This is a genomic window from Kitasatospora sp. NPDC094028 (assembly GCF_049543595.1).
GTDB lineage: Bacteria > Actinomycetota > Actinomycetes > Streptomycetales > Streptomycetaceae > Kitasatospora.
Genome location: NZ_JBMVFA010000025.1, coordinates 91,757 through 107,062, shown reverse-complemented (window position 1 = coordinate 107,062; position 15,306 = coordinate 91,757). Strand labels below are relative to the sequence as shown.

12 protein-coding genes are annotated in these 15,306 nt (G+C 72.5%); 7 read left to right on the top strand and 5 right to left on the bottom strand.

Translation table 11 applies throughout. From position 1 onward, the window contains the following. Positions 1–5 precede the first annotated feature (5 nt). A complete protein-coding gene (locus tag ACPC54_RS29680; protein WP_498969168.1) occupies positions 6–896 on the top strand; it encodes an ATP-grasp domain-containing protein in 891 nt (296 codons plus the stop codon). 38 nt (positions 897–934) lie between these two features. Here the strand turns inward: ACPC54_RS29680 and ACPC54_RS29675 are convergent, their stop codons facing one another. After that, positions 935–1,840: an NAD-dependent epimerase/dehydratase family protein gene (locus ACPC54_RS29675; RefSeq protein ID WP_498969167.1), complete on the bottom strand. Its 906-nt coding sequence runs from the start codon at positions 1,838–1,840 to the stop codon at positions 935–937. Between the two features lie 553 nt (positions 1,841–2,393). Here ACPC54_RS29675 and ACPC54_RS29670 point away from each other — a divergent pair. The 4 genes from ACPC54_RS29670 to ACPC54_RS29655 all read left to right on the top strand — a co-directional run bounded on the left by ACPC54_RS29670 (position 2,394) and on the right by ACPC54_RS29655 (position 5,543). After that, positions 2,394–2,957 (top strand): papain-like cysteine protease family protein, encoded by a 564-nt coding sequence (locus tag ACPC54_RS29670; protein WP_498969165.1) that lies wholly within the window; start codon positions 2,394–2,396, stop codon positions 2,955–2,957. A 10-nt stretch (positions 2,958–2,967) separates the two neighbouring features. Then, positions 2,968–3,840, top strand: a complete 873-nt coding sequence (locus ACPC54_RS29665; RefSeq protein WP_498969163.1) for a hypothetical protein — start codon at positions 2,968–2,970, stop codon at positions 3,838–3,840. Positions 3,841–4,510: 670 nt separating this feature from the next. Next, positions 4,511–4,804, top strand: coding sequence for a hypothetical protein (locus ACPC54_RS29660; RefSeq protein WP_498969162.1), 294 nt, complete (start codon positions 4,511–4,513; stop codon positions 4,802–4,804). Beyond that, positions 4,797–5,543, top strand: coding sequence for a phosphotransferase family protein (locus ACPC54_RS29655; RefSeq protein ID WP_498969160.1), 747 nt, complete (start codon positions 4,797–4,799; stop codon positions 5,541–5,543). The genes ACPC54_RS29660 and ACPC54_RS29655 overlap by 8 nt, the downstream gene beginning before the upstream one ends. Positions 5,544–5,998: 455 nt before the next feature. On the opposite strand, the gene ACPC54_RS29650 is transcribed toward ACPC54_RS29655, so the two are convergent. From ACPC54_RS29650 to ACPC54_RS29640, 3 genes are all read right to left on the bottom strand, one after another. Beyond that, complete coding sequence (locus ACPC54_RS29650) at positions 5,999–6,475, bottom strand: GNAT family N-acetyltransferase (RefSeq protein WP_498969159.1); 477 nt, start codon at positions 6,473–6,475, stop codon at positions 5,999–6,001. A gap of 74 nt (positions 6,476–6,549) precedes the next feature. Further along, complete coding sequence (locus ACPC54_RS29645) at positions 6,550–9,033, bottom strand: WD40 repeat domain-containing protein (RefSeq protein ID WP_498969158.1); 2,484 nt, start codon at positions 9,031–9,033, stop codon at positions 6,550–6,552. A gap of 316 nt (positions 9,034–9,349) precedes the next feature. Next, positions 9,350–11,266 carry an ABC transporter ATP-binding protein gene (locus ACPC54_RS29640; RefSeq protein ID WP_498969157.1) on the bottom strand — a complete coding sequence of 639 codons (1,917 nt, stop codon included), beginning with the start codon at positions 11,264–11,266 and terminating at the stop codon, positions 9,350–9,352. A 550-nt stretch (positions 11,267–11,816) separates the two neighbouring features. Between ACPC54_RS29640 and ACPC54_RS29635 the strand changes: the two genes are divergently transcribed. Beyond that, the gene (locus tag ACPC54_RS29635; protein WP_498969156.1) at positions 11,817–12,713 is read left to right on the top strand and encodes an alpha/beta fold hydrolase; all 897 of its coding nucleotides are present in this window, start codon (positions 11,817–11,819) and stop codon (positions 12,711–12,713) included. Between the two features lie 312 nt (positions 12,714–13,025). Here the strand turns inward: ACPC54_RS29635 and ACPC54_RS29630 are convergent, their stop codons facing one another. Then, positions 13,026–14,087: a methyltransferase gene (locus ACPC54_RS29630; protein WP_498969154.1), complete on the bottom strand. Its 1,062-nt coding sequence runs from the start codon at positions 14,085–14,087 to the stop codon at positions 13,026–13,028. 485 nt (positions 14,088–14,572) lie between these two features. Here ACPC54_RS29630 and ACPC54_RS29625 point away from each other — a divergent pair, with 485 nt between their 5' ends. After that, positions 14,573–15,226, top strand: coding sequence for a LysE family translocator (locus ACPC54_RS29625; protein WP_498969152.1), 654 nt, complete (start codon positions 14,573–14,575; stop codon positions 15,224–15,226). Positions 15,227–15,306 lie beyond the last annotated feature (80 nt).

Genomic DNA, 15,306 nt, shown 5'->3' with positions numbered 1-15,306 from the left:
GCTGCATGAGCGGTGCCAGGATCGCCGTGGTGACCAGTGCCGCGGGTGTCGAGTACGACGACGACCTTCCGCTGATCGTCGACGCCCTGCGCGCCGAGGGCCTGTCCGCGGAGCCGGTGGTGTGGCACACGCCGGCGGTGCCCTGGGAGCAGTTCGACCTGGCGGTCATCCGGTCGACCTGGGACTACGTGGAACGCATCGACGAGTTCCTGGCCTGGGCCGACACCACCGCGGGCGCCACCCGGCTGTGGAACCCCGCTCCCGTGGTCCGCTGGAACAGCGACAAGCACTACCTGCGCGAACTCACCCGGCACGGCGCCGCCGTCGTGCCGACCCGGTTCCTCGAACCCGGCGCCCGGCTCACCGCGGCCGACTTCGCCGGGGCGGACGGCGTGGTGGTCAAGCCGGCCGTGTCCGCGGGCGCGGTGGACACCGCGCGCTACGAGCCCGGCCGGCCCGAGGACGCCGCCCGGCACGCCAGGACGCTGCTGGAGCAGGGCCGCAGCGTGATGGTCCAGCCGTACCTGCCCCGGGTGGTGGACGGAGAGCGTGCGCTGGTCTTCCTCGGCGGCGCCTTCAGCCACGCGATCCGCAAGGACCCCCTGCTGACCGAGCCCGGCGTGATCGACGACGACCGTGAGCCGCACCTCGGCGTCGCGCCGTACCGGCCGACCGGGACGGAGATCCGTACGGCCACGGCGGCGCTGTCGGCGGTGCCGTCGACGGCCGCACCGCTGTTCGCCCGGGTGGACCTGGTCCTGGACAACGCCGGGGAACCGGTGGTCATGGAGCTGGAACTCATCGAGCCGAACCTGTTCCTGCAGGACGATCCGGCCGCGCCGGGGCGCTTCGCCGCGGCGGTGGCGGCAGCGACCCGGCACTCCGGGAGAGGGTGACGGCAGCATGTGGCCACGCGTCGACGGCCCGCGTTCGTCTACCGGGGGGCTCCGGCGTGGGCGGTGACCGGTGCGGCGGGCCGGTCCGCCGCCATGCGCTCGAAGCAGTCGCGCCACGAACCCTCGCGCGGCTGCCACCCGTAGACCGTCGCGGCGATGGTGTTGTCCGCGCCGCGGGCCCAGCCCGGTCGTCCGTGGCTCGGCTCGGGTGCCGGTACGCCCAGTGCGCGGGCCAGTACGGGCATCCAGTCGTGGGCCGGAGCCGGTTCGTCGTCCACCACGTTGACCGCGCCGGTCGGCCAGTCCAGGGCGGCGAGCGCGGCCCTGGCCGCGTCCGCGACGTGCAGGAACGAGGTCACCGAGCCGTCCGCCGCGAGTTCGCCGCGCCGCAGCCGCCCGGCGATCGAGCCGCCCGGCTCGTACCAGGTGCCGGGCCCGTGGAACATGCCGTACCGCAGGATCACGTGCTCGGGCAGCTCGGCCACCGCCCGCTCCAGGGCGAGCACGCCGTCCACGGAGGTGGCCCGGGGCTCGGGCGCGCCGGAGTCCAGCGCGGTGGCTTCGGTGGCAGGGCCCTCGCCCGGTTCGTACGCCCAGCTGATCGACTGCGCGACGATCCGCTCGACACCGGCCCGCTGCGCCGCGTCGACCAGGTTGCGGGTGCCCTCGCGGCGGATCCGGGCGTTGTCGGCGAGGTTCGCGTCGGCCAGCGCGGTCAGCTGGTGGACGATCACCTGCGGCGCCGCGGCGGATACGGCGTCCAGCACACCCGCACGGTCGAACATGTCCAAGCGGACGGCTTCGGCGCCCTGGGCGCGCAACCAGGCGACCCCTCGGGCCGTGCGGGAGGTGGCCGTCACGCGGTGGCCGGACTCCCGCAACAGGGGCAGCAGCAGCCGCCCGACAACGCCGGTGCCACCGGCGAGGAAGACGTGCACGGTCATGCGTTCCTCTCGTTCGTCGTCTCCGTGATCGGCGGGCCGTACGGCCTGCCTCCCTGACCGCCGCGGGCGCCGCCGGCGAAACCGGCCGTCGATCACCAATGCGATCACGGTACGGGCTCAGTGGATCACGTTCCCAGGTCAAATCCGTGTGAGAGAAGTGGGCCAAGTGACGCGGCTGCAAAGCGGGTTCCACTCGTCCCCGGCCGCGAAGCGCGCGCCGGACGGCTCGGTTGAGGCCGGCCGGCCATCGGATTCCGCCCTTGTAGGAGCAGCGGCGCAGGCAGGGCGGCGTCGTTCGGGGGCCCACTGGTCCACCCTCGGCGCAACACCGTGACGCTGCGTCAGTTGTCCCATTCCTCCGCCGACCGGACGCCACCCGGTCGGAGGATCCGGTGTGGCGATCGTTCCCGATCGGATAGTGCTCGCGGCCCACGTCGGTTCACTCTTACGAGCAAGGTTCCTACGCTTACTATCTGTGGCGGCGTCATTTCGTGCTGTCGTAGCCCTGCCAGATTCCCCGATACTCATCGCCATTACGCGGGAAGGCAGGACGATGGGAAGATCCACGTTCGCGATCACGACGACGGCCGTCACCCTGATGGCTTCCTCGTTGCTCGCCGCCGCAGCAGGACAGGCCCGTGCCGAGAGTGGGTACGACACCATCGACATGGCCAAACAGGAGAAATCCCAGTGGTGCTGGGTCGCCTCCGGGCTGACCATCGCCAAGTTCCAGGGCTACGGCAGCACGCAGACGGACTTCTGCAATCGGGCCCAGCCCTATTACGGATGCGACAACCAGCCGGCGACGCTCGACGACATGGCCAGGGGTTGGAACAGCCTCGGCATGACCCACCTCGGCACGGGTCTCAGCAGCGCGGCCACGTTCAACCAGGTCTACACCGACGTCAAGGCCTCTCGGCCGGTCGCCGCCCGCATCGGCTGGATGTCGGGCGGCGGCCACATGAACGTGGTCTACGGCTTCGACACGTCGAAGAACACCATCGCCGTCGCCGACCCGTGGCCGGACACCACCACGTACACGTGGTGGAACTACGGCGACTACGTCAGCAACAGCTCGTTCAAGTGGACCCACTCCCGGATCGGCATCTCCCGTTAAGGCAGGCGGCATGCACTCAACAAGAACGGCCGGCGGGCGGGCGATCTCCCGCCCCTCCCGTCTGACCACCGTCCTGGTCGTGGGCGCGTCCGCGCTGCTGGCCCTCGCCGGGCCCGTCCACGCGGCCCCGGCCACGGACTCGATCCCGGCGGACATCCCGGACTACCAGGCCGCCCTCGACCTGGTGAAGTCGGCCGACGTCCACAACGCCGTCTGCCGCTTCCTCAGCGTTCCGGTGCCGCAGGGGAACGGGGCGGGGACGTCGCAGCCGATCCCCGACAAGGCGGATCCGTGCGAGGGCATCCCGGCGTTCACCGTCAACGACCCCCTGGCCCTGAACGAGATCACCCCCGGCTTCGTCGCGGGGACGGCTCTGCCGGTCCCCTCCGAGGCGATCAAACTGAGCAACCTGGTCTCCGCACTGAACGCCCCGGTCAACGGGCGCAACGCCACTGTCATGCTCGCCCCCACCCAGGGCGGCGGCTGGCACCTGGCCGCCTTGCGCGACGGCGACAGCGACGCCGCGTACGCCGGCAAGGCCACGGCGGGGACCCTGGTGTTCAGCGAGCCGCAGATCCGCGGCTGGTACCAGCTGAGCCTCACCACGGTCGAGCCGCTCAACGATCAGGCGCGGCAGGGCCTGAACGGTCAGGCCTCGGTCTCGCTCGCCGACTACCAGAAGCTGGTCAAGGCCCGCTACGCCGACAAGCTGCCCGGCTCGACGTACGACACCACCGGCATGTCCAGCGGCTACGGGGTCGCCGGGAAGGTGGCGCCGGCCTCGTCCTCGACACCGGCGCTCGTCGGCGGTTCCAGCCTGGCCCTGGTGCTCGCGGGCGGTGTCGTCGCCTTCCGTCGCAGTCGGCGAAGCACCACCGGCTGAACCCGGCACCCGTCGCCCCGGTCTGGCGCCAGCCGCAGCCCTCCCGGCGGTGCGCAGCGTGTCCACGGCCCACGGCTGTTCATACGAAGGCCAGGATGTCCGCCGCGCTGCGAAGCCCTGCGTCGCCCGCTGCCACCACCTCCTCGCCTGAGGCCACAGCCCGTCACCACCGGTGACGGGACAGAGCCGAAGACCGGGTGCGGCTCGGGGTCCGGCCTGGGCCCCGAGCCCACACGGCCCCGTGTGTCAGTGGGTCTGTCCGGTCGGTGGGAGGGTGCGCAGGAAGAGCGGGTCGTCGGCGTCCTGCCGGGAGCCGTTCACCCCGTTCCCGCCGGTGTAGGTCTGGTGGGCATCGATCCGTGTTCGTCGCCACGCGCGTCCCGACCCGCTGGCGCCGCCCGTCGTCAGGTGCGGCGAGTACGGGCCGGGCCACGGGGTGGCTACAAAGCCGAGCGGAGCCGGCCGAGGGCTTGGAACCGGCGGTTCGGGGTCGTGCCGTCGGGCCCGGAGGGCGGGTCAGCCGAGATAGCGGGCGACGGCGAAGTCGAGCTGGGGAGGGGTGCCGGTGGTGGCCCCGCCGACCGCGAGGGTTCAACCGCCTCATCGGGCCCCTCGGCATGTTGGTTGACCGCATCGATCGTGGTGCCAATCTGCCGCATCCTGCCGTGATATGAAGCCGTATCAGTCAGTGTCGCCTGTTCGACGGGCTGAGGCCTACCGGCAGAGCTTCGACAGTGGCCTGGCCGCCTACCGGCGCGTCCTGGACCGCGCCACCGACGACCAACGGCCGCATCTCGGCCGGTACATGACCGCCTTCGCGTACTGGCACCTGCACTGCCGCCGCTACCGCTGGTCCGGCGTCCATCCCGGGCCTGACCATGATCGACATCTGACGGCGGCCACCGCTGCGGAAAACCCGGTGACGCGGACGGTCGCCCCCGGGATACTGGTCGGCCATGGATGAGGTCGAAGTCGTCGTCGCCCATTCCGAGCGTGCGACCCTGCGCGTCGGCGACGTGTTCCTGAAGGTGGACGCCGACCAGGCGCGCATGGACGCAGAGGTCGAGGCGATGGCCCTCGCGCCCGTCCCGACCGCGGAGATCCTGTGGCGCGAGCCGCCCGTGCTCGCGCTGGCCGCGCTCCCGGGGGCGACGCTCGGGCGCCTCGGCGGGCCGTCGACGGGGTCGCCGGCCGCGTGGGCCGCGGCGGGCGCCGCCATCCGGACGCTGCACGACGCGCCACTGCCGCCCCGCCCGGGACGGGCGGGCCGGACCATCGCCGCGCTGGTGGCGGAACTCGACGACGAGTGCGCGCTGCTCGTGACGAACGGTGTCCTGCCCGCCGACCTGGTCGCCCGCAACCGCCAGGTCGCCGAGGCCGCGCTCCGGCCGTGGACCCCGGCCTTCACGCACGGCGACCTGCAGATCGCGCACGTCTTCCTCGACGGCGACGAGGTCACGGGCATCATCGACTGGTCCGAGGCGGGCCAGGGCGACGCCCTGTACGACCTCGCCACCTTCACGCTCGGACACGAGGAGCACCTCGACGACGTCCTCGCCGGCTACGGCGCCGACGTCGACCTCGACGTGCTCCACGCGTGGTGGTCACTGCGCAGCCTGCTGGCGGTCCGCTGGCTGGCCGAGCACGGCTTCGACCCCTTCGCGCCGGGCTGCGAGGTCGACGTGCTGCGTTCCCGGATGTGACGCCGCGCGGACCCGGGCGGCACCGTCGCGTTGTCGAGCGCTCGACCGGCGGACCGTCCAGCGGACTGCGGGACACACCGCGCGGGTCGTAGCTGACGACCCGGTGGCGCACGGCCAACTGCTCGGCCAACGCCTCGAACACGGTCGCATCCGAGGCCGCGCCGGGAACCAGCAGCACCAGCGGCCCGGCGCGCCCGGTGCCACGGACCTCGACGTACAGCCGGGCACCGGGGCCGCTCACGGTGCCGGTCCCGAACGCAGCCATCGCCCGCTCCAGGAGCCTCATGGATTCGGAGAGTCACCGGGATGATAGGCGCCGGCCCGGGCGCCCCTCCCGCTCCGGCACGCGAGGCGCCGGTGGGCCGGCACCGCCGGGGGCGTGGCGGCGGGCATCGAGCAGCCGAGGCACGGCCCGTCGCGGGTCTGCCCGGTGGAGGTCGCGAGGTCGAATCCGCTCACCGCAGGCGGCCGTCCGGGCCGGGGCGCAGGGCCATGTAGCCGTCGAGCGGTGCGAAGCCGAGGGAGTGGTAGAGCGGTGCGCCGGCTTCGGTGGCGCGCAGCTCGATCGAGCCGCATCCGGCGGCCTGGAGGGCGTCGAGCAGGGCGGTGGTGACGGCGCGGGCGTGGCCGCGGCGCCGGTGGGCGGGGTCGGTGGCCACGGTGTGGATGCGGCCCCACAGGCCGGTGGGGTGGGTGGGCCCGAGGTAGCCGCGGTAGACGATGCCGATGGCGCACGAGGCGAGCGCGCCCGCGTCGGCGGGGACGACGTAGGCGAGCAGGTGCGGGTCGGTGCCGAGGCGGGCGCGCATGTCGTCGCGGAAGGTGGAGCGCCACTCGTCGGTGAGGTGGGCACCGTCGAGGACGGCGACGCGCAACCGCAGCAGCTCGTCGGCGTCCTGCGGGCCGGCGGGGCGAACGGGAAGACCGGGCACGGTGGTTCCTCCGGGAGGGGCGGTCGTCGTGGACAGGTGAGGTGACGGGGGATCGGGGCGGACCAGGAGACGTCTCAGCGTGGGCTGAGCACCGCGACCTCCGGTCCGAACGCGACGATCAGCGCTCCACTCGGCGTGCTCGCGAGCGCCGTTACCGGGAGCGGGAGCACATATGCGGCCGCCGCTTCGCGGCCGGTGACGAGGTCCCACAGCTGCACCGTCCTGTCCTGGCCGATGGCCGCCAGCGGCCGTCCCGAGGCGGTGATGACGGCCATGGCCCGGCCTGCTCCGGCGTGGTCGGCCGGGGCGCCGCCGACCTGCCGCCCGGTGCCGAGGTCCCACAGCCGCACGGTGTTGTCGCGGCTTCTGGTGACCGCGGCGGGCTGCCCGTCCAGCACGGTGGTGGCGACCGAGGTCACCCAGTCGGTATGCCCGGTCAGAGGTTCGCCGATCTGCTGCCCGGTGGCGAGGTCCCACACGCGCAGCGTCTTGTCCCAGCTTCCCGTGACCGCGACGGGCCGCTGCGCCAGAACCGTGGTGGCCACGGCCAGGATTCTGCTGGAGTGACCGGACATCGGCTCGCCGATCGGCCGGCCGGTGGCGAGGTCCCAGATGCCCACGGTCCGGTCGGAGCCGGCCGTGACGGCGACGGGCCGACCGTCCAGTTCGGAGGTTGCCATGGCCAGCACCCTGCCGTGGTGGGTGAGTCGGCGATCACAGACCTGTCGGCCGTCCGCCACCGACCGGACCTGGATGCCGGCGTCCGGACCTGCGGTGACGACGACGAGCCGCCCGTCCAGCACGGCGGTGGTCATGGCGGACACCTCGCCCTCGACGCCGGTGAGGGCCTCGACGGCCTGCCGCCCGTCGGCGAGGTCCCAGGCCCGCACGGTGTGGCCCGCGTCTGCCGTCATGGCGACGGGCCGGCCTTCGAGCACCGCCGTGGCCACCGCCAGCACCGGGCCGCCGGACCCGGAATCGGGCGGGTCGATCCGATGGGTGCCCGTGAGATCCCAGGTCCTGACGATGTGGTCCGCGCCCACGGTGACAGCGATCGGACGTCCGTTCGAGACGGTGGTGGCCACGTCCCACACCTGGCCGGTGTGGCCGGCGAGCGGCGCGCCGACCTGCTGCCCGGCAGCCACGTCCCACACCCGTACCGTCCGGTCGAGGCCTGCGGTGACCGCGAGCGTGTGCCGATCGGCACGCGCGGTGGCGATCGCCCGGACACGGTCGGTGTGACCGGTGAGCGGTACGCCCACTGGCAGTCCGGTGGTCGTGGCCCGGACGCGGACCGTCCCGTCGTCCTCGGCGGTGAGGGTGACCGGTTGCCCGTCCACCACCGCAGTCTCCGTGGCGGCGTTCGCATCGGCTCGCCCGGTTCCGCCAAGCTGCGATCGGCTGTCCCGACAGCCGGTGATCAACTCCCAGACCAGCTCTTCCGCTTCCTCGCCGACCTCGAAGGTGACAAGTTGCCGGCTCGGCACGACGGTCTCCACCACGCGCATGCCGTCGACCTCCTGGCGGCTCGCTGCCAGGTCCCAGATCTGCAGCCCGCGGTCGGCTCCGGCCGAGAGAGCGACGGGACGTCCGTCCAGCACCGCAGTCTCCCGCCCCCGTACGGGCGTGCCGATCCTGCGGCCGGTCGTCAATTCCGTGAGGAGCGTCGCCTCTCCGGTGTCGACGGTGGCGGCGATGACTCGTTCGTTCACCACGGTCACCGCGAGCACGTGCGCCAGGTCCTCGTCGCCCTCCTGCGGCAGGTCGACCGAGTCGGTCGGGGAAGAGCCGGCCGGCTGACCGGTGACCAGGTCCCACAGGCGAGGCACCTGTCCTTCTCCCATGGTGAGGGCGAGGGAGCGACCATGGAGCGATACGGCTCTCAGCACGCGCAGGGACTCGCCGACCTCACGGCGGGTGACCACATCCCAGGCCCGTAGTGCCCTGTCCGCCTCGGAGGTGAGAACGACACGGCGCCCGTCCAAGGTCGCCATGTCCGTCACGGATGCGAACTCGCCGAGCCGACTGCCGGTGACCAGGTCCCACGAATGCATCGTGCGGTCCGCCCCGACAGTGAGGACGACGTGGCGGCCGTCCAGCGTCAGACTCTCCACCACCCGGATGAACTCGCCGACCCCACGGCCGGTGGCCAGATCGAAGAGGAGCACAGTCCCGTCGGTGTTCAGCGTGAACGCCACCGCTCGTCGGTCCACCATCGCCGTCGCGACGGCCAGGACCTCCGCCGTCACCGACGACACCGGATCGGTGCGGCCGGTCACCGGCTCGTGGAGCTGACGGCCCGTAGCCAGGTCCCAGAAGCGCAGCGTCTTGTCCCGGCTACCCGTGACGGCGACCGGCCTGCCGTCGACCACCGCCGTCGCCACCGCCATCACCGGGCCGCCGTGGCCGGTGAGGGACCGCACGAGCCGGCGGTCCACCAGCGAGCCGCTCGCCCAGTCCACCTTCCACTGCTCACCGAGGTCCCCGGGCACGTCGGCGTCGGCGAGCCACGCGGCCAGGTCCCGGTCACCCAGCCGGGCCGCGTCCAGCGCCAACACCTGCCGACGCTGTGCCGGGCCGAGGTCCCGGTGCACGCCTGCCGAAGCCCGGTACACCGATGCCACGAGCCGGGCTCGCGAACCAGGCGCCTGATCCAACGCCTCCAGCAGTCGTTCGGGATCGGCCCGCACCAGACGCCCCGCATCGGAGAGCAACTCATTCACGTCATAGGGCAAGCCCTCGTCAACCTCGAACATGGCCCGAAGAGTAGTCATGCGCCCCGACACTCAGCGCCGGTCACCGGGCCTCACACCCCCCCGGCCCGGCTGACGGGGATGTGCGTCTTCACTGCGCATCAATCATCGTCCTTGCGCATCAACTCTCCTTCCCCGCACGCGGGGCGGGCACGCCGGTGCGCTCGTTCTGCAGGTCCCACAGCTCCCGGAACCGGCCGCCCGTGTCGGCGACCAGTTCGGCGAACGTCCCTTCCTGGAGGACCTTCCCGTCTTCGAGGACGACGATCCGGTCGGCGACGGCCACGTTGGTGAGCCGGTGGGTGACCAGGACGACCGCCCGGTCGCGGGAGACGGCCCGCAGGTTCCGGAAGATCCGGTGCTCGGCCCGTGGGTCGAGGGCCGCGGTGGGTTCGTCCAGGACGAGCAGTCCGGCCTCGCGGTGGAAAGCCCGGGCGATGGCGAGGCGTTGCCACTGCCCTCCGGACAGTTCCTCGCCGCCCATCCACTCCACGGCCAGGAGCGTGGACAGACCCCGGCGGAGCTTGGCGACGACCTCGCCCGCCCCGGAGGCCTCGGCGGCGCGCAGCACCGCCTCGTCGCCATCGGGGGCCGGTTGCCCGAGCGTGATGTTCTCCCGGCAGGTCAGTGGCCAGCGCGCGTAGTCCTGGGGCACGACCGCGACCTGGCGCCACAGGGCGTGCGGGTCGAGGCCGCGGGTGTCGTGCCCGTCCCAGCGCACCGATCCGTCGGCCGGCAGGTACAGGCCCGCGAGGAGTTTGGCGAGGGTGGTCTTGCCGGAGCCGTTCTCGCCCACCAGGGCCAGGATCTCGCCGCGGTCGACGTGCAGGCTTACCCGGTCCAGCGCGGTGCGCTCGGAGGCGGGGTACGCGTAGCTGAGGCCGTGCACCGAGATCCGGTGCGGGGCCTGCGGTACGGCGGTGCCGCGTTGCGGGCGGTGGCCTCCGGCGGTGTCGAGGAAGCTCGACCAGTCGTCCAGGTACATGCCGGTGCGGAACAGGTCGGCGCCGTAGCCGACGATGCCGTGCAGGCTGGTGCCGACCGAGCCGAGGGCGAACACCGCCGCGCCGCCGTGGGGGAGGCTCATCCGGCCGGTGCTGACCAGCCACAGCATCACGGCCCACACCAGGGCGGTGCCGAGGCCGGAGGCGGCGGCGCCGATCACCGAGACCCTGGCGCCCTTCATCGCCGCCTGCCGGGAGCTGACGTCCAGGCGCCGGCCGACCTGCTCGTACTTGGCGAGCAGGAAGTCGCCCATGGTGTCGGAGCGGACCTGGTCGGCGTTGCGTTTGAGGTGGATGTACCAGCGCAGGTTCGCCATGATCCGGCGGTCGCCGATGGCGGCCCGGTTCGCGAGGAACTGCACCCGGGCGGCGTGCACCGACGCGATGCCCTGCGGCAGCGCGGCCAGTACGAGGAGTGGCAGCAGCAGTGGGTGGAGCACCGTCAGCACACCCGCGGCGCCGACGAGGGAGGCGAGCGAGGCGATCAGGTTCTGCGCCTCGCCGACGATGTCCACGCACACCTCGGCGCCCCGGTCGGCGGCCTCCAGTTCGTCGTTGTAGCCGGCGTGGTCGTAGGCGGTGAGCTCGGCGGCCACGGTGGCGCGCAGCACCGCCGCCTCCGCCTCGCGGGAGATCCTGGGGGACAGGTGGACGGTGATGGTGCGGATGGTGACGCCGAGCAGTGAGCGGGCGCCCGCCGCTGCCGCGATCACCAGGATCGACGGTGCCGCGTGGGTGAGCTTGTCGCCGATCGGGCCCGGGCCGAACAGGGCCGCGATCGCGCCGGTGGTCGCGAACAGCCCGGCCGCGCCGAGGACGGCGGAGACGACCTGGCAGGTCAGCAGCAGGGCGACGGAGGCGCGGTCGATGCGCCAGCCGAGTCGGAACGCGCGGACCACGAGGCTCGGGAGCCGGCGGGCCATCGAGCTGACGCTGATCGCTTCGATCGCCTCGATGCGACGGCCGTCGGCCAGCCACTGGAGTTCCTCGTCGGCGGCCTCGCCGGTTTCGGCCGCTCGGGTCGTGGCGGTCATGAGTCCGCCTCCTCTCGGGGGTCGGTGGGCTTCGAGGCAGGGGTGTGCATCACGGTTCCTCCAGCCGGGGACGGTGTGCGGGCGTGCGAAGTCGAGGAGACGATTGCGTTGGAGGGGGCCCAAGTGGGCTTCAGTAGAGTCGAGTTGGGGTCTTCTGACGACCCGGAGGCGTCCGATGATGGGGCTGTTCGAATGCGCTGTTCAAGCGGATTTACCCTCGGGCGAGCCAGGGCGATCCCGGGTCGAATCGGGCGTTTTCGAATACCTCTCAGGCGCGCCCCAACGGCCCCTCCGCCCGCTCGCGAAGGGTGGTGGGAAGCGCCGGAGCCCAAGGCGCAGGCGGCGAGTGCACGTTCGAGTGAGGCCGTCCGGCCGGGTTCGGGGCGGCCGTGGGCGCCCTCCTGGTCGGGGTGCCGCGCAGCGCGCAGCCGTCGTCCAATTCACCCGTTCGGTTGGACAGTTACCCGACCGGGTTTCGGGTCGCGGCGTCGGTCCGGATGTCCTGAGGAATTCGGGCGAGTTCGCCTTGAGGCCGTGCCATGATCAGATGATGGCCTTCTCATCATCAGGACAGGTTGCGACGGCGGTACTGGACATCGGCTACGAGAGCGCGGGCGAACCCGACGGCGCGCCGGTGATCCTGCTCCACGGATTCCCCTACGACGTCCGGGCGTTCGACGACGTCGCCGCGGGCCTCGCCGACCGGGGCGCCCGCGTGCTCGCACCGTATCTCCGCGGCTTCGGCCCGACCCGGTTCCGGGACGGCACGACGGCCCGCTCCGGACAGCAGGCGGCGATCGCCCAGGACGTGGTCGACTTCATGGACGCGCTCGGCATCGAGAGCGCCGTCCTCGCGGGCTACGACTGGGGCGGCAGGGCCGCGTGCATCACGGCCGCCCTGCGTCCCGAGCGCGTGCGCGGCCTGGCCACGGCCGGCGGCTACAACGTCCAGGACATCGCCCGCGCCGGGGAGCCCGTCGACCCGGAGTGGGAGCGCACCTACTGGTACCAGTACTACTTCCACTCCGAGCGCGGGCGCCTCGGTCTGGAGCGCAACCGCGACGAGCTGTGCGAACTGCTCTGGCGCACCTGGTCGCCGACCTGGACCGGGGCGAGTGCCGCCTTCCCCGCCAGTCGCGCGAGCCTGCACAACCCGGACTTCGTCGACGTGGTGATCCACTCCTACCGGCACCGGTACGGCCTGGCCGAGGGCGATCCTCGCTACCAGGGGCTCGAAGACCTCATCGCGGCCCAGCCGTCGATCTCCGTGCCCACGGTCGTGCTCGAAAGCGGGGACTCCGGCGTGGGCGGCCCGAGCGCGGCAGGGCACCGGGACCACTTCACCGGGCCGTACGAGCACCGCTACCTGCCGGGGGTGGGGCACAACGTCCCGCAGGAGGCCCCCGAGGTCTTCATCGACGCGGTGGCGGGCCTGCTGACCCGGTAGGACGTGTCCGGGCGCACCTGCGCGGAGCCGGACGGCGGGGGCGCCCGGTCAGCCGGACCGCCGCCCGCGAGGGCAACCGCGGCGCCGCCGCCCGGGCGGGACGATTCGCCGTCCCGGAGGATCACCGAGTCCTCGGCGAGGACGACACGGAGCTGCTTGTCGATCATCCCGCCACCGTCGAGGCACCGGAGGCGGGCGGGGGCCGGGGGCGGATCCGCCCGGCGGAACGGTGACGGCCCCGCCGGGACGCGGCGGGGCCGTGCGGCTCTCAACCCGGAGCAGAAGCCACGGGCAGGTCGGTCGGTGCGCAGGTCAGCCGACGCGGCCGGGGTGCTTGCGGGCCACCACGGCACCGTTGGCACCGGTCGTCTCGAAGGAGATGGTCCGGGGGTCCTCGAAACCGGCGTCGGTCAGCCAGCGGGTGAGCTCGGGGGCGGAGTAGCTCTGGCCGCCCTCGGTCGAGACGATCATGTTCAGTCCCATGAGGGCCGCGGGCGCGGGACCGGTGTGGTCGGGGTCGAGCATCAGCTCGCACAGGATGATCGCGCCGCCGTCCTCCAGCGCGTCGTAGCACTTGCCGATCAGCTTCCGGCCGGTGGTCTCGTTCCAGTCGTGGAGCACGTTGCTGAGCAGGATCACGTCGTGGCCGGTCGGCAGGGCCGCGTCGGACAGGAAGTCGCCGGCCTCGGCCCGTACGGCCTGGCCCACCCCTGCGTTGCGCGCCTTCTGCTCGACGACGGCGCACACGTGGTCGAGTTCGACCACCGTCGCCGCCAGCTGCGGGTAGCGCTGGCACAGCACGATCGGGAACGCCCCCGATCCGCCGCCCACGTCCAACAGCCGCCGGTGGGTGCTGAAGTCGTAGGCCTCGCCGAGCGCCCGCGCGGTCGACATCGAGAGGGAGTGCATCGCCTCCCAGAACAGCTTCGTCATCACCGGGTCGTCCGAGCCGAACAGGCTCTCGCGCGTGTCGGGGTCCCAGGTCAGGGGCTTGTCGGTGCGCAGCGCCTCGACGATCCGGTGCCAGGCCGGGTATTCGCGCTGGTCGCAGTAGCTGACGAGTCCCCCGAAGTAGCGGGGCCGGCCCTCGACGAGGAACTCCTCGGCGAGCGGGGAGTTGTGGAACCTGCCGTCGTCCTTGGTCAGCAGCCCCAGCGAGGTGAGGGCCGCGAGGAACATGTCCGCCGGCCGCTCCCGGATGTCCAGCCGCGAGGCCAGCTCCTCCTGGGTGAGCGCCCGCCCGTCGGCCAGCTCGGTGAACAGCCCCACCTCCACGGCCGCGGCGAGCGTCTTGAACTGCCAGAACGCGGAAGTCAATTGCATCAGCGGCACCGGGGACGGCAGGTCACGGTCGGTTTCCGACAGGTTCGTCAAGTCCCTCTCCTCACAACTCGGTCGAGCGTCGACTGTTCGCTGTTCGCTGTTCGCGGGCAGGCCGAACGGGACGACCCCGGTCCGGGCGCCGCCGCCCGGCAAATATGGCATGGGCACGGAGCTTTTTCGGCCCGAGGAATCAAGAAGGAACGGAAGGGACGAAAGAGCCGTACGTGGTCGGTGAGTCCACTGGGACCACCGGGGCTCACCGGGCCCGCCACACCGCCCGCCGGCCCGCCGCGACCCGGGTCCCGCAGGCCGCCGACCTGCGCTTCTCCGCACCCAGCGTCCGAGGCGCCCGGCAGGGCAGGAATCCGGCCAACTGGCTGCCGGAGCACCCCGCCGATCAAGAAGCGGGCTCGCCGGAGTACGTGGGCTGTCAGGGGCCGAGCCGAGGGAAGCGGGTCGGCGGCATCAGCTCCGCTGATCAAGGCTGAAGCAGACCTCGTTGGACGTGATCGCGGCCGGGGCTTCAGGATGGGCGCATGACCGTGACCTCTGCCATTGCTTCCTTCGCCGTCGTGGCCGGCATGCTGACCATCATGCCCGGACTGGACACCGCCCTCGTCCTGCGCTCGGCCATCACCCTCGGCCGGCGCCGGGCCTTCGCGACGGCGTTGGGGATCCTCTGCGGGGTGCTGGTGTGGGGGGTGGCGGCCGCGGTGGGTGCCACGGCGGTGCTCACGGCCTCGCACCTGCTGTACGACGCGCTGCGCGTGGCCGGGGCCGGGTACCTGGTATGGCTGGGGATCGGCATGGTCCGCAAGACGCTCAGGGAGCGCGGCCGAGCCGCGGCGGGCGGCGCGGAGGGCACGGCGGAAGCCGCGGGCGCGGAGACGACGTGGGTGCGGTCCTGGGCGCGCGGGCTGGGCACCAGCCTGCTGAACCCGAAGAACGGCGTCTTCTACATGGCGATGCTGCCCCAGTTCATCCCCGAGGGTGCCCCGCACCTGCCGATGGGGGTCGTCCTGGCGGCCGTGCACGACCTGGAGGGGCTGGTCTGGTTCAGCGCCCTGATATTCGGCACCCAGCTGGTGCGCCGCTGGCTGAACCGCGCCTCGGTGCAGCGGGCCATCGACGCGATCACCGGCACCGTACTGGTCGGCTTCGGCCTCAAGCTGGCGCTCGCGGACAGCTGACCGCGGAGGCAGCGCGGTGCGCGATCGGGGGGGGGGGGGGGGGGGGGGGGGGGGGGGGCGGGGGGCGCCCCCCCCCCCCC